Source organism: Roseateles agri (assembly GCF_034043675.1).
Classification (GTDB): domain Bacteria; phylum Pseudomonadota; class Gammaproteobacteria; order Burkholderiales; family Burkholderiaceae_C; genus KK5.
Genome location: NZ_JAXCLA010000002.1, coordinates 96,740 through 111,439, shown reverse-complemented (window position 1 = coordinate 111,439; position 14,700 = coordinate 96,740). Strand labels below are relative to the sequence as shown.

The window sequence follows — 14,700 nt, the reverse complement described above, 5'->3', positions numbered from 1 at the left end:
ATGAATCTCGACCATACCCATGACCCGGCCGCGCAAAGCTGGGTCGAATCCGCCAACGCGGCCGATGCTGATTTCCCGCTGCAGAACTTGCCCTATGGCCTGTTCCGCCGCGCGGGCCATAACGAGTCGCTGCGCGCCGGTGTGGCGATCGGCGAGTTCATCCTCGACTTGAAGCTGGCCGCCGCTGCCGGCCGCTGGGATACGCCGGTTCGCGTGCAACTGCAGGCACTGGCGAACGGCGACATGAACGGCTTCATGGCCGCCCCCCCGGCCACGCGCCGCGCGGTGCGTCACGCGCTGTTCGATGCGCTGGCTGCCGGTAGTTCCCAGCAGGCTGCGCTGCAGGCCTGCCTGGTCGCGCAATCGGTCGTCGAGATGGCCGTGCCTTGCCGCATCGGCGACTACACGGACTTCTACACCGGCATCCATCACGCGACGACGGTCGGCAAGCTGTTCCGTCCGGACAACCCGCTGCTGCCCAACTACAAGTGGGTGCCGATCGGCTACCACGGCCGCAGTTCCTCGATCGGCGTCGACGGCATGGACGTCCGCCGCCCCTGGGGGCAACTGAAGCCGCCGCAGGCGGAGGTGCCCGCCTTGGCGCCCAGCCAGCGACTGGATTACGAACTGGAACTGGGCGTCTTCGTGGCGAGTGGAAACCCGTTGGGCGAGCCCATCCCGATGGCACGCGCCGATGAGCACCTGTTCGGCGTCTGTCTGCTGAACGACTGGTCTGCCCGCGACGTCCAGGCCTGGGAATACCAGCCGCTCGGCCCCTTCCTGGCCAAGAACTTCGCAACGACGATCTCGCCCTGGATCGTCACGATGGAGGCGTTGGAACCCTTCCGTTGCGCCTTCGCCCATCCGGCCGAGGATCCTGCGCCATTGCCCTATCTCGATTCGGAGAAGAACCGCGCCGAAGGCGGCTACGCGATCGAACTGGAGGTCTGGCTGCAGACGGCCACCATGCGCGCCGCCGGCGAGCCGGCTGTACGCCTGATGCGCTCGAACTTCGGCAGCAGCGCCTACTGGACGCTCGCGCAGATGCTGACGCACCACGCCAGCAACGGCTGCAATCTGCAGCCTGGAGATCTGCTGGGCACGGGCACCCAGTCCGGCGCGGCGGCGGAGGAGAGTGGTTCGCTGCTGGAACTGTCGGATGGTGGCAAGCGCCCGCTGACGCTGCCGAACGCTGAGGCGCGGACCTTCCTGCAAGACGGTGACACCGTCACGCTGAAGGCTTTCGCGCAGCGGGGCGACGCGCGCCGCATCGGCTTCGGCGCCTGCAGCGGCACGATCCTAGCGGCGCGCCAGGCCTGAAAAAGAAACAGCGCCCCGCGGGGCGCTGCTTTCATTGCGGCGGAAGGGCTGCTTAGCGCTTCGTACCGCGGCGACGCGTCAGGAAGCCGATCGACACGAGGCCGGCCAGCATCATTGCGTAGGTTTCCGGCTCCGGCACGGCGCTGGCGAAGTTGATCGAGCCGCCGCCCTTGTTGATCGTGAAGCCATCGGCCAGCACGGTCACTTGCGAACTCGTGTTCGTGAACGAGGTGAGTGCTTGGTTGTAATCGAACGAACTGAAGAAGGCCGCGCTCGCCGGGTTGACGACGAAGGTCATCGTTGCATCGGCCGACGGCGAGAACGAAGAGCCCGACACCCGGGTGCCGAGGCTGCCTTCGACCAGGCTGCCGCTGGCTAGCTCGATAGCGTTCGTGGCCGAAGTCGTCGGAGTGTTGTTTGTAAAGGTGAAGGTAGCCTTGCCCGGCGCAGCCCACAGCGTGTAATCCAGTGTGTTGAACACGCCGCTGGTCGGGCCGGTCAGCGGGTTCGAGCCCGAAGTGATCTGACCGGTGCCATTAAAGGAAATGTAGAGGGAGTACCCGGTGTTGGCGACGTTCAGGCCGGTTGTGGCCGCCAAATCGTCGCCCGATTGAGCGGCGTAGATGCTCAGGAAACCGGTCTCAGTGAATGCGCCGCTCGGACTAGAAGTGACGCGGGCGTAGTCCGTAATCAGCAGGTTGTCCGCAGTGAAGCTGCTGCCGTTCAGGCCGACGGCTGCTGGGTCGAAGGTGAAGCTGGGCAGCGCGCTGGCAGCGGCCGACAGGGCCAGCAGGCCTGCGCCGATCAGGCCGCGTTGAATCGTCGTCGTCATCGCTCGTCTCCGTGTGACTGCTGAAGGCGCAGTAATTGCTGGATCGTAGTGTTAGTGACTGGATATTGCCAAGAGGTTGCGCACCTAGATGGAAAAAATCAGTCAAGTTCAGTGCGTCGCGGCATGTCCGCCCCGCGCCGTGAGCAGGTTATAGCAGCGGCAGCTCCAGCAAAGTCCAGCAACGTCTGCAGATCCCCCCTATTCAAGTGGCCCAGCGCTTCGGCCGACAGCCGGTCCCGCTCGGCCAGCCAGGTCAGCAGGGCGGCCTGGAAGGTATCGCCGGCGCCGACCGTGTCGATCACCGTCACCTTGCGCGCCTCGGCGCGTGCCTGCTGCGTCTGCGTCCAGCCGAGCGCGCCTTCGCCGCCGCGGGTCACGACAACCAACTGCACGCCCTGCGCCAGCGCCGTCGCGGCGAAAGCCTCCGGCGTCGTGCCCGGGAGCAGCAGGCCGAGGTCCTCGTCGCTGATCTTCAGCAACTGCGTGCGCGGCAGCATCCAGTCGAGCTGGGCTTTCCAGACGGCCAGGTCCGGCTCGACGTTGAGCCGGATGTTCGGGTCGTAGGCAATCAGCGCGCGGCCTTGCTCGCGCTCGATCAGCGCGCGCTGTGTGGCGGCCACTGGCGCGACGACGGTGGCATAGCTGCCCACATGGATGGCGCGGAACAGGCCTGCCGGCGGCAGTGACGGGATCGTCACCTGCCGGTCCGCGGCGCCATGGCCGTAGAAGGCGTAGCTGGGCACGCCCTGGGCATTCAGGCCGACCAGGCTGACGGTGGTGGGCGCGTCGACCACCGGCGCGTGCGCCAGGTCGACGCCTTCGGCGCGCAGCGCGCGGGTCAGCCGCTCACCGAGGAAATCGCGGGACAGCCCGCCGTAGAAGGCCACTGGCTGCGCCAGCCGCGCCAGGCCGATCGCCACGTTCATCGGCGAGCCGCCGACGCGGGCATCCAAGGTCACGCCGGTCGGCGTGTCGCCGACCGAGAACACGTCCATCAGCGATTCGCCGCAGACCAGGAACATGGCTTTGTCTCCGTTTTTGCTCGAGGAATGGACGCGCAGCCTAAGGGTTCTCCATTAATCAATCAAATTGATTTATTAAATAGACTGGCGACACGCCGGTGCGGAATGCGCACCGGCCCGACCGCCGCACGGACGAGCGGCAACCTATATATGGAGACAAGACCCATGCGCAGCTACTTCCTGCTTTCCTCGATCGCCGCCGCTTCCACCCTGGCCCTGGCAGCTTCTGCCGCCGTCGCGGCCGACCAGCCGGTCATCGGCCTGATCGTCAAGACCGAGACCAATCCCTTCTTCGTCAAGATGATCGAAGGCGCCACCGAGTCGGCCAAGGCCAAGGGCGCGAAGCTGCTCAGCGGCGCCGGCAAGGCCGACGGCGACAACGCCGGCCAGGTGACGGCGATGGAAAACATGATCGGCGCCGGCGCCAAGACCATCCTGATCACGCCCAGCGATTCCAAGGCCATCGTGCCGGCGATCAAGAAGGCGCAGGCCAAGGGCGTGCAGGTGATCGCGCTGGACAGCCCGGCCGATCCGGCCGACGCCACCGATGCGCTGTTCGCCACTGACAACTACAAGGCCGGCATCCTGATCGGCGAGTACGCGAAAGTGGCGATGGCAGGCAGGCCCGCCAAGATCGCCACGCTGGACCTGCTGCCCGGCCACCCGGTCGGCGCGCAGCGTCACAACGGCTTCCTGAAGGGTTACGGCCTGGCGACCAAGGAGAAGGCCGACAACACGCTGGCGCAGCCGGCCGAGGTCGTCTGCATGGCCGACAGCTTCGGCGATCGCGCCAAGGGCCAGACCGCGATGGAGAACTGCCTCCAGAAGAACCCGGACATCAACCTCGTCTACACGATCAACGAGCCCGCCGCCGCCGGTGCCTACAACGCGCTGAAGAAGGCCGGCAAGGAAAAGGCCGTGATGATCGTCTCCATCGACGGCGGTTGCGACGGCATCCGCGACGTGATGGCCGGCAAGATCGCCGCCACCTCGCAGCAGTACCCGCTGAAGATGGCCGCGATGGGCGTGGACGCCGGCGTCGCCTACGCGCAGGGCGGCAAGAAGGCCAGCGGCTACGTGGACACCGGCGTCACGCTGATCTCCGCCAAGCCCGTGGCGGGTGTCGACAGCAAGGACACCAAACTTGGGCTGGACCTCTGCTGGGGCAAGAAGTGACAGCCGCCGCCGCGCTTGCCAATACCCGGAGCATCAAGCCCATGGCCAACTCCATCAACAACCGCCTGCCCGCGATGAGCACGCTCGGGCCGCTGGTCGCGCTCTTCATCGCCTGCGCCGTGTTCGCCACGCAGAGCCCGCAGTTCCTCAGCGGCGCGAACTTCTCGCTGATCCTGCAGCAGCTGATGGTCGTCGGCGTCATCGCCATCGGCCAGACGCTGGTGATCCTGACGGCTGGTATCGACCTGTCCTGCGGCATGGTGATGGCGCTGGGCAGCATCGTGATGAGCAAGATGGCCGTGGAGGCGGGCCTGCCCGCGCCGCTGGCCATCCTCTGCGGCATCGCGGTGACGACGCTGTTCGGCCTGTTCAACGGCCTGCTGATCACGCAGATCAAGCTGCCGTCCTTCATCGTCACGCTGGGTTCGCTGAACATCGCCTTCGCGATCACGCAGATCTACTCGAAGGCGCAGACGGTGACCGACGTGCCGCCGATGATGAGCGCGCTGGGCGAGACCTTCGGTATCGGGGGCACGCAAGTGGCCTTCGGTTCCGTGCTGATGATCGCGCTCTACCTCGGCGTCTGGTTCTGGCTGCGTGAGACCGCTTCCGGGCGGCACGTCTACGCGGTCGGCAACAACCCGGAGGCCACGCGGCTCACCGGCATCCCGACCTTGCGCGTGCTGCTGGGCGTGCACCTGTTCGCCGGCGTGCTCTACGGCGTGGCGGCGCTGCTGTCGGTGGCACGCACCGGCGTCGGCGATCCCAACGCCGGCCAGACCGAGAACCTCGATGCGATCACCGCCTGCGTGCTCGGCGGCACCAGCCTGTTCGGCGGCCGCGGCGGCGTGATGGGCACCTTGCTCGGCGCGCTGATCGTCGGCGTGCTGCGCAACGGCCTGACCTTGTCGGGCGTGCCCTCGGTCTATCAGGTCCTCATCACCGGCATCCTGGTGATCCTGGCCGTGGCCATCGACCAACTCTCCCGCAAAGGAGCCCGCTGATGAACGCAACAGTTACTCACCGGCTGGTGATGAAGGCCCGCGGCCTCACCAAGCGCTATGGCCAGGTCACCGCGCTGGACGGCGCCGACTTCGAGCTGCGCGAGGGCGAGATCCTGGCCGTCATCGGCGACAACGGCGCCGGCAAGTCCTCGCTGATCAAGTGCCTGTCGGGCGCGACGATTCCCGACGAGGGCTCGATCGAGCTGGATGACCAGGGCGTCAACTTCAGGAGCCCGATCGACGCGCGCCGCGCCGGCATCGAGACGGTCTACCAGGACCTCGCCGTCGCACCCGCGATGACGATCGCCGAGAACCTCTTCCTCGGCCGCGAGATCCGCCGCAAGGGCCCCCTCGGCAGCCTGCTGCGCATGCTCGACAAGAAGGAGATGCTGGCGCAGAGCGTCGCGCGGATGAGCGAGCTGAAGGTCGGCATCCGCTCGATGACGCAACCGGTCGAGACCTTGTCGGGTGGCCAGCGCCAGTGCGTGGCGGTGGCGCGGGCCGCGGCCTTCGCGCGGCACGTCGTCATCATGGACGAGCCCACCGCGGCGCTGGGCGTCAAGGAAGGCAATATGGTGCTGGAGCTGATCCGCCGCGTGCGCGACCAGGGCCTCTCCGTCGTGCTGATCAGCCACAACATGCCGCACGTGTTCGAGATCGCGGACCGCATCCACGTCGCCCGCCTGGGCCGCCGCGCCTGCGTGCTCGATCCGAAGAAGATCAACATGAGCGATACAGTGGCAGTGATGACCGGCGCGGTTCGGCCGGAAGACCTGCCACCCGAAGCCCTCGCTCACTAGGAACCGATCATGCTCAAGGGAATCGACCCCGCCCTCACGCCCGAACTGCTGATGGTGCTGGCCCAGATGGGCCACGGCGACGAGATCGTGCTCGCCGACGCCAACTTCACCGCCGATTCACTGGCCGCGCTGTCGCCGCAGGGCCGGCCGGTGATCCGGCTGCCCGGCATCGACGTGGTGCGCGCCAGCAAGGCCGTGCTGTCGCTGTTCCCGCTGGACACCTTCGTCGAGCGGCCGGTCGCCTTCATGCAGGTCGGCCACGAGCCGGCCGGCTACCTTTCCGCGCTGCAGCGCGAGGTGGCGGCGATGGTGACGCCGGTGCCCTGCGAGGCGATGGAGCGCTTCGCCTTCTACGACCGCGCGCGCCACGCCTTCGCGATCGTGCAGACCGGCGAGCTGCAGCCCTACGGCAACGTGCTGTTCAAGAAAGGTGTGATCGCCGCGCCCTTGCAGCCGTGACTACGCGGACCAAGGCCGCCGCCCCGCGCGGGTCCAACAGCGTCGGCCTGGGCCAGTTCAACGAGCGTGTCGTGCTGCAGGCGATCCGCCTGCACGGGCCGCTGGCCAAGGCCGGCATCGCCCGTCTCACGCACCTGACCGCGCAGACGGTGCAGATCATCATCGCCCGGCTCGAGGCCGAGGAGCTGGTGCTGCGCGGCGACCCGGTGCGCGGCAAGGTCGGCCAGCCTTCGGTGCCGATGGCGCTGAACCCGGACGGCGGTTTCTCGATCGGCATCAAGATCGGTCGTCGCAGCCTCGACCTGCTGCTGGTGGACTTCTGCGGCCAGGTGCGCGAGCGCCAGACGCTGCGCTACGACTTCCCCGATCCCGCCACCTTGTTCGACGCGATCCGCGAGCGGTTGGCGCTGCTGCGGGCCAGCCTCGCGCCGGTCTTGCGCTCGCGCCTGCACGGCATCGGCGTGGCCGCACCGCTGTCGCTGGACGGCTGGCAGGCGCTGCTGGGCGTGGCGCCGGATCAGGCGGCGCGCTGGGCCGGCATCGACATCCGCGCGCGCGTCGAGGCCATGGCCGGCGGGCTGCCGGTGCGGTTCGTCAAGGACACCGCCGCGGCCTGCGTCGCTGAGCTGGTGATGGGCCACGGCCGACGCATCGACAGCTATCTCTACATCTTCCTGGACACCTTCATCGGCGGCGCGCTGGTGCTGGACGGGCAGTTGCGCGCCGGCCCGCACGGCAACGCCGGCGCCGTGGGTTCGATGCAGGCCGGTGCCGCGGCACCCGGCCAACTGCTCGGCGCGGCCTCGCTGTTCAAGCTCGAGGCGCGCTTTCGCGCTGCGGGCCTGGACAGCGATGCCGTCTACGACGCCCGCGCACTGGCGCCGGCCTGGGCGGGCCTGACGCAGGAATGGTTGCGCGAGGTCGGCCCCGCCGTGGCCCACGCGATCCACAGCGCCGCCTGCCTGCTGGACCTGGAGACCGTCGTCATCGACGGCAACTGCGCACCGGCGCTGCTGCACGAACTGCTCGCCGAACTGGAGCGCACGCTGGGCACGCATTGCGACTGGGAGGGCGTGGCCCGGCCCGCGCTGCTGGCCGGCACCGTCGGCGCCGACGCGCGCGCGCTCGGCGGTGCGCTGCTGCCGCTCTACGCGAACTACGCGCCGGATCGCGAGCTGTTCCTGAAGGTATCTAGCTAGATACTTCGGCCTCATCAATTCTGAGCAGCTTCCCCGGCGGCCTCGTCGGTTCTGGGGATCTCAAGGCGGCTGCTTGGCCGAATGCTGTGGCTCCCTCTCACCCCTTCGAGGAGCTGCACCATGCGAAGAATTCCCCGTGTCTGCGCCATCTCCGTGCTGGCCACCGCTGCATTGGCCGCCTGCGGCGGCAGCGATAGCGACGACAGCGCGCCGCCGACCCCGCCCACGCCCGCCAGCCTGAACATCGGCGGCACCGCCGCCACCGGCGCGGCAATCGCCGGCGCCACCGTCGAGGCCAAGTGCAAGACCGGCAGCGGCAGCGCGACGACATCGGCCGCCGGCGTCTACGCGATCGCGATCAGCGGCGGCGAGCTGCCCTGCGTTGCGCGTGTCACTGCGGCCGACGGCACGGTGCTGCACACGGTGGCCGCCGGCAGCGGCGCCAGCAGTACCGCCGTCACAGCGCACCTGACGCCGGTGACCGAGCTGGTCGTCGCCAGCCTCGCCGGTGCCGACACGGCCGGCTACTACGACGCCTTCGGCGCCAGCAGCGCGGTGACCAGTGCGCAGGTGCAGGGCGCCGCGGGCAGCGTCGGCGCGATGCTGAAATCCGCTGGCGTCGACCTCGGCACCGCCAGCGACCCGATCGCCGGCACGCTGGTGCCTTCCGCCAGTGGCGATGCCTACGACCAGGCCCTGCTCGCGCTGAAGGCCAAGCTGGACGCCGCCGGCACGACCCTGGCCACCTTGGCGCATACGGTGGCACGCGGCTCGAGCGCATCGACCACAACCAGCACGGTCGCCTCGCTGCCGCCGGAGCTGCTGCTGGCGCCGGCCGCGCCCAACTGCCCGGCGCTGCGCAGCGGCAAGTACCGCCTGATCGTCAACGACAGCGAATCGCCGCAGACCGCGCTGCTGACATTGGACGCCGCCGCGCTGAAGCTGACCGACGACACGCAGCAGGTCTACACGCTGACGGCCACCGGCGACTGCAGCTACACGCTCGACAACGCCGGCGGCTCCGAACTGGTCGTGACCGCGGCCGGCGTCATCGTCGCCCGTGTTGCGCACCGCGATGCGCCGCCGCTGCAGGCGGCCGTGCTCTTTCCCGAGCAGACGCACACGGTGGCCGAACTGGCCGGCGAGTGGAACACGATGGCCTTCGACCGCACCGAGGACAACGGCCCGATCCACCTGACCAGCGCGACGGTGACGATCGATGCCGCCGGCAAGGTCACAGCCCTCAATTTCTGCGACGACCTGCGCAACTGCAGCGTGCCGGCCACCTTGCCCGACATCGTGGCCACGCCCAATGCCGAGGGCGGCTTCGACTGGACCAGCAAGACCGAGGGCTGGACCGATCGCCTGTTCGCCTACCGCGCCGGCGGCGGCGAGCTGATGGTGGTGACGATCTCGCCCAACGGCCACATCAGCTTCGTCACGCGCAAGGCGGCGGTGGCGATGCCGCCGGTCGGCGGCGTACAGCAGAACTGGAACGTATCCATCACGGCGCAGTACACCGCGCCATCGGCGATCTCGAACTCGAAGAACACCGTCGAATCGGTGGACACGGCGGCCGGCAGCTACCTGCGGCAGAACGTCATCAACCAGACGACCGGCGCGACCCGGCCGGAGACGCTGGTGATCAACAGCCTGCGCGACGGCTACGTGCGCCGCCTGCCCGCCACCGGCGTGACCGCCAGCGACGGCTCCACCAGCAATGTGGCCGAGTTCATCGCGCTGGGCATGCGCGGCATGAACCTGTCGGTGCTGGCGCTGCCGGCGACCAACCAGATGCAGCTGTCGCCGATCAAGGCGATCGTCAATCCTTGACGGGGAAGGCGAGGTCCCGCGCCGCCACCAGGGTCGTGCGCGGGCCGAAGCTTTCGATGTTCGACAAGGTCAGCCCGTGGTGGCGGCTGATCTGTTCTGCCGTGAGCAGGCCGTTGTCCATCGTCGAGTGGCCGTCGGCCACCAGCGTGACCGGGTAGCCCAGCCGCATCGCACTGCGCGTCGTCGTGTCCACGCAGAAGTCGCTCTGCAGGCCGCAGATCACCAGCCGGCGCACGCCCAGTTGCTGCAGGCGCTCGTGCAGATCGGTGCGGTGGAAGGAATCGGTGATGGTCTTGCGCAGGCGGATGTCGGCCGGCTCGGCGACGAGGCCTTCGGCCAGCTGCCAGGCCGCGCCGCCGTGGGCGAGCAGGCCGTCGTCCTCGTGCTGGATCAGCACGACCGGCACGCCGGCGGCGCGGGCCTTGGCGGTGACGGTGTTGATCCGCTCGATCAGGCCGGCGGGGTCGGGGCAGGCGTACTCGCCGCTGCACAGGCCTTGCTGGACGTCGATGACGAGGACGGCGGTATCGCTCATGGCTGGCGTCGGGTGGTGTAGGGGAGGAGGGCCTTGGCCGCCTCGATGCGCAGCGCCAGCGGCGCCGCGGTGTCGTTCATCACGCGGCTGAGGAAGGCCAGGGGATCGGATTCGGTCGCCTTGCCGGCAGGCGCCGCTGACGTGGTCGGCGCCGGTGCCAGGTCTTGCATCGCCCGGCGGAAGTCGGCGTCCGCGATGCTCGCCAGGCGGGACAGCAACTCGGCCTGGCCCTCGGGATTCGGCGTCAGGTCCAGCCAGGGCGTCTCGGCGAAGACGGGCGCCAGGTCCGGCGCGACGAAGGCGAACCATTGCTCGTCGCCGGTCTGGCGCGGCGGCAGCTCTTCCTCGTCCGGGCGCAGGCTGGTGGAGAACCGTGCCTCGGCGATGCCGGCGAGCCAGCGCTGCCGCAAGGCATCGAGAAAGGCCGCGATCTCGTCAAGCGGCTGCGGCGTGGCGAACGAGAACCAGAGCTGGTAGCCGTCCACGCCGTTGACCGCGATCGCCGGCGCGGGCAGGCCCAGGTCCGCCTGCACGCCGCGCCACAGCGCGCCGAGCGCGTCCCAGTCGGCGGGCCGCGCCAGCTCGAGCCGGGCGGCGCGGGTGCGGCCTTCGCCTTCAGTGCGGAAAAGGCGTTGCCATTGGGCTTGCAGCAGCGGGTTCATCGGGCCGCACTCTACGCGACCCGGCGAACCCTCCGCTGAGGCTCAGTCCTGCTGGCGACGCTGCCGGCGCGAACGCAGGCCGACGAAGCCCAGGCCGGCGCCGAGCAGCGCCCAGGTCGAGGGCTCCGGCACGGTCGCGGCGAAGCCCAGCTGCTCGCTGGCCACGTGCTCCAGGGCCAGCGCGATCGTGGGGTCGATGCCCAGGTCCTTCGCCGCCTGTTCGCCGACGCCCAGCGACAGCGGGTCCACGCCGGTGATCGTGCCGAACTGCACCAGCGCGTCGAGGTAGCTGCCGTACATGCTGGCGTGCAGGCCGTCCTTCCAGAACAGGTCGATCGGGCCGGTGCTGGAGGCCGGCACGAACACGCCATTGGCGTCGTAGAAGCCGCTGCTCATCGCCAGGCCCGAGTTCATGGCGAGCTGGAAGGCGTCGCCGGCGGCGATCACGCCGGCGAAGTTCGGGTTCGCGGCGGCCACGCCGTAGATCGTGTTGTGCAGGTCCGTCGTCATGTCCTGCAGGTTCGAGTAGTACAGCGTCGCGGCCGTGCCGTTGGGGCCGCCGCTGGTGTCCACGATCGGCGCGCCGTCCGGCGTGTTCGGGTCGCTGACGATGTTCTTGTGCGCGAAGGCCATGTCCGGCCGCGCCCAGGTGTCGGTCAGGTAGACCTTGGTGTTCGCGTCCGCTTTCGTGTTGGCCGCGATCTTGCGCGTGATGCCGCAGGAGGTCTGCGAGAGGCCCGTCGCCATGCAGTTGGCCAGGCCGCCATAGAGCTGCGTCTCGGTGTAGCTCTGCGCGGCGCCGTTGTGGATGAAGGTCTCGAACTGGTTCGCATAGGCCTGGAACTGCGCGATGTTCGCGTTCGCGCCCTTGCCGGCCGGCAGCGCCGCGTCGCTCTGCTCCTGCAGCACCACGACGCCCCAGTCCTGCGAAGCCACGTTCTCGCGCATGTTCCAGCCCGTGGTGGTCTGCAGGAACTGGCCGCGCAGGGTGGCGGCGTTGCGTGCCGAGATCGACACGTCGTAGTTCAGCCCGGCCTCCACCGTCATCTGCTTGAAGATGCCCGGCACGCCGCCCCAGGGATGCGGCTCCCACGGGTTCGTGCCGGTCTGGTTGACGGCGTAGAAGCCGGCGGTCAGGTCGTGCACATTGGCGGCGTTGTAGCTCATCACCGGATCGACGCGGCCGAAGGTGTAGCTGTTGCCGACGAACAGGATCTTGATCGGGTCGTCCGCGGCCTGGGCGGCGGCGGTGGTGAGGCCGGCTGCCAACATCAGCGCGGCAAGGACGGTGGGCATCGTCTTCATGCGGTATCTCCTTTGTAGTGATCTGCTGCCGGCCGCCTGTGTAGCGGGGGCTCTACAAATTCTTCACCGCTTCGATGCAAATTCGATACGTGCAAACCGTATCGAGAGTTACTACGTACGCGCCGGTGTGGCCGCCGCCACCAGGGCGGCCAGGCGCCGGAAGGCCGCCTCGGCCGCCGGCGTCCATTCGTAGCTGTAGTTGAGGCGCAGGCAGTTGCGATAGCGATCGGCCGTGCCGAACACGCGGCCCGGCGTGACCGCGATGCCCTCCTGCAGCGCCTGCCGGTGCAGCGCCAGCCCGTCCACGTGCCCGGGCAGCTCCACCCACAGCACATAGCCCCCGCTCGGCTGCGAGCAGCGCGTGCCCTCCGGGAAGAAGCGCATCACCATCGCTCGCAGGATGTCGCGCCGCTGCTCCAGCGTCTTGCGCACGCCGCGCAGCAGGTAGTCCCAACCGTCGCTCACCAGGTAACGGGCCAGTGACATCTGGCCGATGCCGGAGTTCGAGACGGTGTTCAGGAACTTCAGCTTCTCCACCTCCGCGCGCCAGCGGCCCGGCAGTACCCAGCCGACTCGCACGCCGGCGGCCAGCGATTTCGAGAACGAGCCGCAGTGCAGCACCGAGCCGTCGGTATCGTGGCATTTCAAGGTCGTCGGCGGGCTGGCGCCGTAGTACAGCTCGTTGTAGACGCCGTTCTCGATGATCGGCATGCCGTGCCGCCGCGCCAGCTCGACCAGCGCACGCTTGCGCGCATCGGGCATCACGAAGCCCAGCGGGTTCTGGAAGTTCGGCATCGAGACGAGTGCTGCGATCGGCTCGCGCTGCAGCGCCGCCTCCAGCGCCGCGAGGTCGATGCCGTCCACCGGGTCGGCCGGGATCTCCACCGCGCGCAGGTCCAGCGCCTCGAGCGCCTGCAGTACGCCGAAGTAGCAGGGCGACTCGACGGCCACCGCCTGGCCCGCCCGGGCCACCGCATGCAGGCACAGGTGGATCGCCTCGGTGGCGCCCACGGTGACGATGATCTCCTGCGGGTCGACGTCCAGGCCGTTGTGCAGGTGCCGCCGCGCGATCTCGCGGATCAGCTCGGGCCGGCCCGGCGGGATGTCGTCCAGCGGATCCCAGACCTCGTTACGCCGCGCCACCTCGCCCATGCGCTGGTGGACTCGTCGCCAGGGGAATAGGGCCGGGTTCGGAAAGGGCGAGCCGAAGCCCGTCGCATCGCGCAGGCTGATGGCCTTCATCGTGGACAGCACGATGCGGCTGACGTCCTGTTCCTCGCTCGGCGACTCCGCATCGGCCAGCCGCGGCGTGATGCAGACCGGATCGGCCACGACGCGGCGCACCCGCACGAAGTAACCTGACTTGGGCCGGCCCTCGATCAGCCCCTGGGTCTCCAGCAGTTGGTAGGCGCGCTTGACCGTCGTGATGCTCAGCCGGCGGCTGCGGCTGGTGTCGCGCAGCGAGGGCAGGCGGCTGCCGGGGCGCAGCACGCCGTCGGCGATCGACTGGGCCAGGTCGCTGAAGAGCTGCTCGAACAGCGGCGAGGAAGTGGCGGTGGCAGGGATGCCGGTCATCGCAGGGTCCTCCGAAGGCGCCGTGGCCTCGGTGCACTAACTGTATGCCTCGACGGACCGACCGTCTGTGTCTTTGTGATGGCCGAGCCCGCCCCGACCATCGGACCATGAGCGATACGCCCACGATCACCCCTATCAGCGCCGCCGCGCCGAGCCTTGCCGACTGGCACGCGTCGCTGGCCGCCATCCGCGAGCTCGGCAGCGCGCCGCAGGGCCGCGAGCAGGTGCCGCTGGCGGCGGCGGTCGGCCGCGTGCTGGCCGAAGGGGCCGGCTCGCTGGCGGCCGGCGCGCTGGTGCAGTGGCGGCACCTGCCGCTGCTGGTGGCGGCCGGCTGCAAGACGCTGGTCGTGCGGCCGCGCGTGCGGGCCGGCATCGTCGCGCTCAGTGGCAGCGAGCAGGCCGAGGCCAGCGCGCCGCTGATCGTCGCCGCCTTCGAGCAGATGGGCGGCCGCGCGCTGCCCGCCGCCGCAGCGGAGCCCGCGCACCGGCTGTGCCTGGCGCTGGAGATGTGTGCCAAGCGCTGCGAGCTGATCTTCGTCGTGGCCGATCCGGCCCTGCAGTGCTGGCCCATGGTGGCCGGCGGGCCCGGCGGCGGGCCGCCATGCACCCGGCTCGGCACCACGACCGTGATGTTCCTCGCGCCGCGGCTGGGCAGCGCGCTCGCGGCCTTCGTCACCCACGCGGTGCCGCTGGTCCGTCGCTTGCAGGGCCGCGGGGACGCCTTGCCCGCGGTGAGAGTCCTGCCCGGCGGCGATGCCTCGGCCGAGATGACGCTGGTGCGCGAGCGGATCGAGGGCGAACGCGTGCTGCTGTCGCCCTGCGGCATGACGCCCAGCTGCCTGGCGGCGGCGTCGGCCATCACCTGGCGGCCACCGGACCTGGCCGGCGGCCGTGTCCTGCTGCCTTTCGACGAGTGGCTGCGTTGATCGGCGTTCCGGCATGAGGGGCTCCCGTGCGTCGTTCCTGGCTTGCTGCCGA

Annotated in this window: 14 protein-coding genes; 8 read left to right on the top strand and 6 right to left on the bottom strand. The window is 69.2% G+C overall.

From position 1 onward, the window contains the following. Nucleotides 1–1,320: a fumarylacetoacetase gene (gene fahA / locus SNE35_RS04685; RefSeq protein WP_320421703.1), complete on the top strand. Its 1,320-nt coding sequence runs from the start codon at nt 1–3 to the stop codon at nt 1,318–1,320. A 52-nt stretch (nt 1,321–1,372) separates the two neighbouring features. Here the strand turns inward: fahA and pepA are convergent, their stop codons facing one another. Both pepA and SNE35_RS04675 read right to left on the bottom strand, forming a co-directional pair. Beyond that, nucleotides 1,373–2,152, bottom strand: coding sequence for a flocculation-associated PEP-CTERM protein PepA (gene pepA / locus SNE35_RS04680; RefSeq protein ID WP_320421702.1), 780 nt, complete (start codon nt 2,150–2,152; stop codon nt 1,373–1,375). 98 nt (nt 2,153–2,250) lie between these two features. Continuing rightward, nucleotides 2,251–3,174 carry a carbohydrate kinase family protein gene (locus SNE35_RS04675; RefSeq protein WP_320421701.1) on the bottom strand — a complete coding sequence of 308 codons (924 nt, stop codon included), beginning with the start codon at nt 3,172–3,174 and terminating at the stop codon, nt 2,251–2,253. A gap of 165 nt (nt 3,175–3,339) precedes the next feature. On the opposite strand from SNE35_RS04675, the gene SNE35_RS04670 reads away from it, so the two are divergent. The 6 genes from SNE35_RS04670 to SNE35_RS04645 all read left to right on the top strand — a co-directional run bounded on the left by SNE35_RS04670 (nt 3,340) and on the right by SNE35_RS04645 (nt 9,645). Next, on the top strand, nt 3,340–4,350 hold the full coding sequence (locus SNE35_RS04670) for a sugar ABC transporter substrate-binding protein (RefSeq protein ID WP_320421700.1): 1,011 nt from the start codon (nt 3,340–3,342) through the stop codon (nt 4,348–4,350). A 41-nt stretch (nt 4,351–4,391) separates the two neighbouring features. After that, nucleotides 4,392–5,354, top strand: coding sequence for an ABC transporter permease (locus SNE35_RS04665; RefSeq protein ID WP_320421699.1), 963 nt, complete (start codon nt 4,392–4,394; stop codon nt 5,352–5,354). After that, a complete protein-coding gene (locus SNE35_RS04660) occupies nt 5,354–6,154 on the top strand; it encodes an ATP-binding cassette domain-containing protein (protein ID WP_320421698.1) in 801 nt (266 codons plus the stop codon). The genes SNE35_RS04665 and SNE35_RS04660 overlap by 1 nt, the downstream gene beginning before the upstream one ends. Before the next feature lie 9 nt (nt 6,155–6,163). Next, entirely contained in the window at nt 6,164–6,613 is a 450-nt protein-coding gene (locus SNE35_RS04655) for an RbsD/FucU family protein (protein ID WP_320421697.1), read from the top strand. Next, nucleotides 6,610–7,812: an ROK family transcriptional regulator gene (locus tag SNE35_RS04650; RefSeq protein ID WP_320421696.1), complete on the top strand. Its 1,203-nt coding sequence runs from the start codon at nt 6,610–6,612 to the stop codon at nt 7,810–7,812. Before SNE35_RS04655 ends, SNE35_RS04650 begins: the two co-directional genes overlap by 4 nt. A 120-nt stretch (nt 7,813–7,932) precedes the next feature. Then, a complete protein-coding gene (locus tag SNE35_RS04645; protein ID WP_320421695.1) occupies nt 7,933–9,645 on the top strand; it encodes a hypothetical protein in 1,713 nt (570 codons plus the stop codon). On the opposite strand, the gene SNE35_RS04640 is transcribed toward SNE35_RS04645, so the two are convergent. From SNE35_RS04640 to SNE35_RS04625, 4 genes are all read right to left on the bottom strand, one after another. Continuing rightward, on the bottom strand, nt 9,635–10,180 hold the full coding sequence (locus tag SNE35_RS04640) for a cysteine hydrolase family protein (protein ID WP_320421694.1): 546 nt from the start codon (nt 10,178–10,180) through the stop codon (nt 9,635–9,637). The two genes, SNE35_RS04645 and SNE35_RS04640, sit on opposite strands and share 11 nt — an antisense overlap. Further along, on the bottom strand, nt 10,177–10,842 hold the full coding sequence (locus tag SNE35_RS04635; RefSeq protein ID WP_320421693.1) for a hypothetical protein: 666 nt from the start codon (nt 10,840–10,842) through the stop codon (nt 10,177–10,179). Before SNE35_RS04635 ends, SNE35_RS04640 begins: the two co-directional genes overlap by 4 nt. Before the next feature lie 42 nt (nt 10,843–10,884). After that, complete coding sequence (locus SNE35_RS04630) at nt 10,885–12,147, bottom strand: PEP-CTERM sorting domain-containing protein (protein WP_320421692.1); 1,263 nt, start codon at nt 12,145–12,147, stop codon at nt 10,885–10,887. A gap of 111 nt (nt 12,148–12,258) precedes the next feature. Continuing rightward, complete coding sequence (locus tag SNE35_RS04625; RefSeq protein ID WP_320421691.1) at nt 12,259–13,722, bottom strand: aminotransferase-like domain-containing protein; 1,464 nt, start codon at nt 13,720–13,722, stop codon at nt 12,259–12,261. 107 nt (nt 13,723–13,829) lie between these two features. Between SNE35_RS04625 and SNE35_RS04620 the strand changes: the two genes are divergently transcribed. Beyond that, nucleotides 13,830–14,648, top strand: a complete 819-nt coding sequence (locus tag SNE35_RS04620) for a hypothetical protein (protein ID WP_320421690.1) — start codon at nt 13,830–13,832, stop codon at nt 14,646–14,648. The last annotated feature ends 52 nt before the right edge of the window (nt 14,649–14,700 follow it).

What these genes read in the sequence shown, in the direction of transcription:
- SNE35_RS04665 (WP_320421699.1), top strand. Translation starts at nt 4,392, where the DNA reads ATGGCCAACTCCATCAACAACCGCCTGCCCGCGATGAGCACGCTCGGG.
- SNE35_RS04640 (WP_320421694.1), bottom strand. Translation starts at nt 10,180, where the DNA reads ATGAGCGATACCGCCGTCCTCGTCATCGACGTCCAGCAAGGCCTGTGC.
- pepA (WP_320421702.1), bottom strand. Translation starts at nt 2,152, where the DNA reads ATGACGACGACGATTCAACGCGGCCTGATCGGCGCAGGCCTGCTGGCC.
- SNE35_RS04620 (WP_320421690.1), top strand. Translation starts at nt 13,830, where the DNA reads ATGAGCGATACGCCCACGATCACCCCTATCAGCGCCGCCGCGCCGAGC.
- SNE35_RS04630 (WP_320421692.1), bottom strand. Translation starts at nt 12,147, where the DNA reads ATGAAGACGATGCCCACCGTCCTTGCCGCGCTGATGTTGGCAGCCGGC.
- SNE35_RS04625 (WP_320421691.1), bottom strand. Translation starts at nt 13,722, where the DNA reads ATGACCGGCATCCCTGCCACCGCCACTTCCTCGCCGCTGTTCGAGCAG.
- SNE35_RS04670 (WP_320421700.1), top strand. Translation starts at nt 3,340, where the DNA reads ATGCGCAGCTACTTCCTGCTTTCCTCGATCGCCGCCGCTTCCACCCTG.
- fahA (WP_320421703.1), top strand. Translation starts at nt 1, where the DNA reads ATGAATCTCGACCATACCCATGACCCGGCCGCGCAAAGCTGGGTCGAA.
- SNE35_RS04645 (WP_320421695.1), top strand. Translation starts at nt 7,933, where the DNA reads ATGCGAAGAATTCCCCGTGTCTGCGCCATCTCCGTGCTGGCCACCGCT.
- SNE35_RS04655 (WP_320421697.1), top strand. Translation starts at nt 6,164, where the DNA reads ATGCTCAAGGGAATCGACCCCGCCCTCACGCCCGAACTGCTGATGGTG.
- SNE35_RS04635 (WP_320421693.1), bottom strand. Translation starts at nt 10,842, where the DNA reads ATGAACCCGCTGCTGCAAGCCCAATGGCAACGCCTTTTCCGCACTGAA.
- SNE35_RS04675 (WP_320421701.1), bottom strand. Translation starts at nt 3,174, where the DNA reads ATGTTCCTGGTCTGCGGCGAATCGCTGATGGACGTGTTCTCGGTCGGC.
- SNE35_RS04660 (WP_320421698.1), top strand. Translation starts at nt 5,354, where the DNA reads ATGAACGCAACAGTTACTCACCGGCTGGTGATGAAGGCCCGCGGCCTC.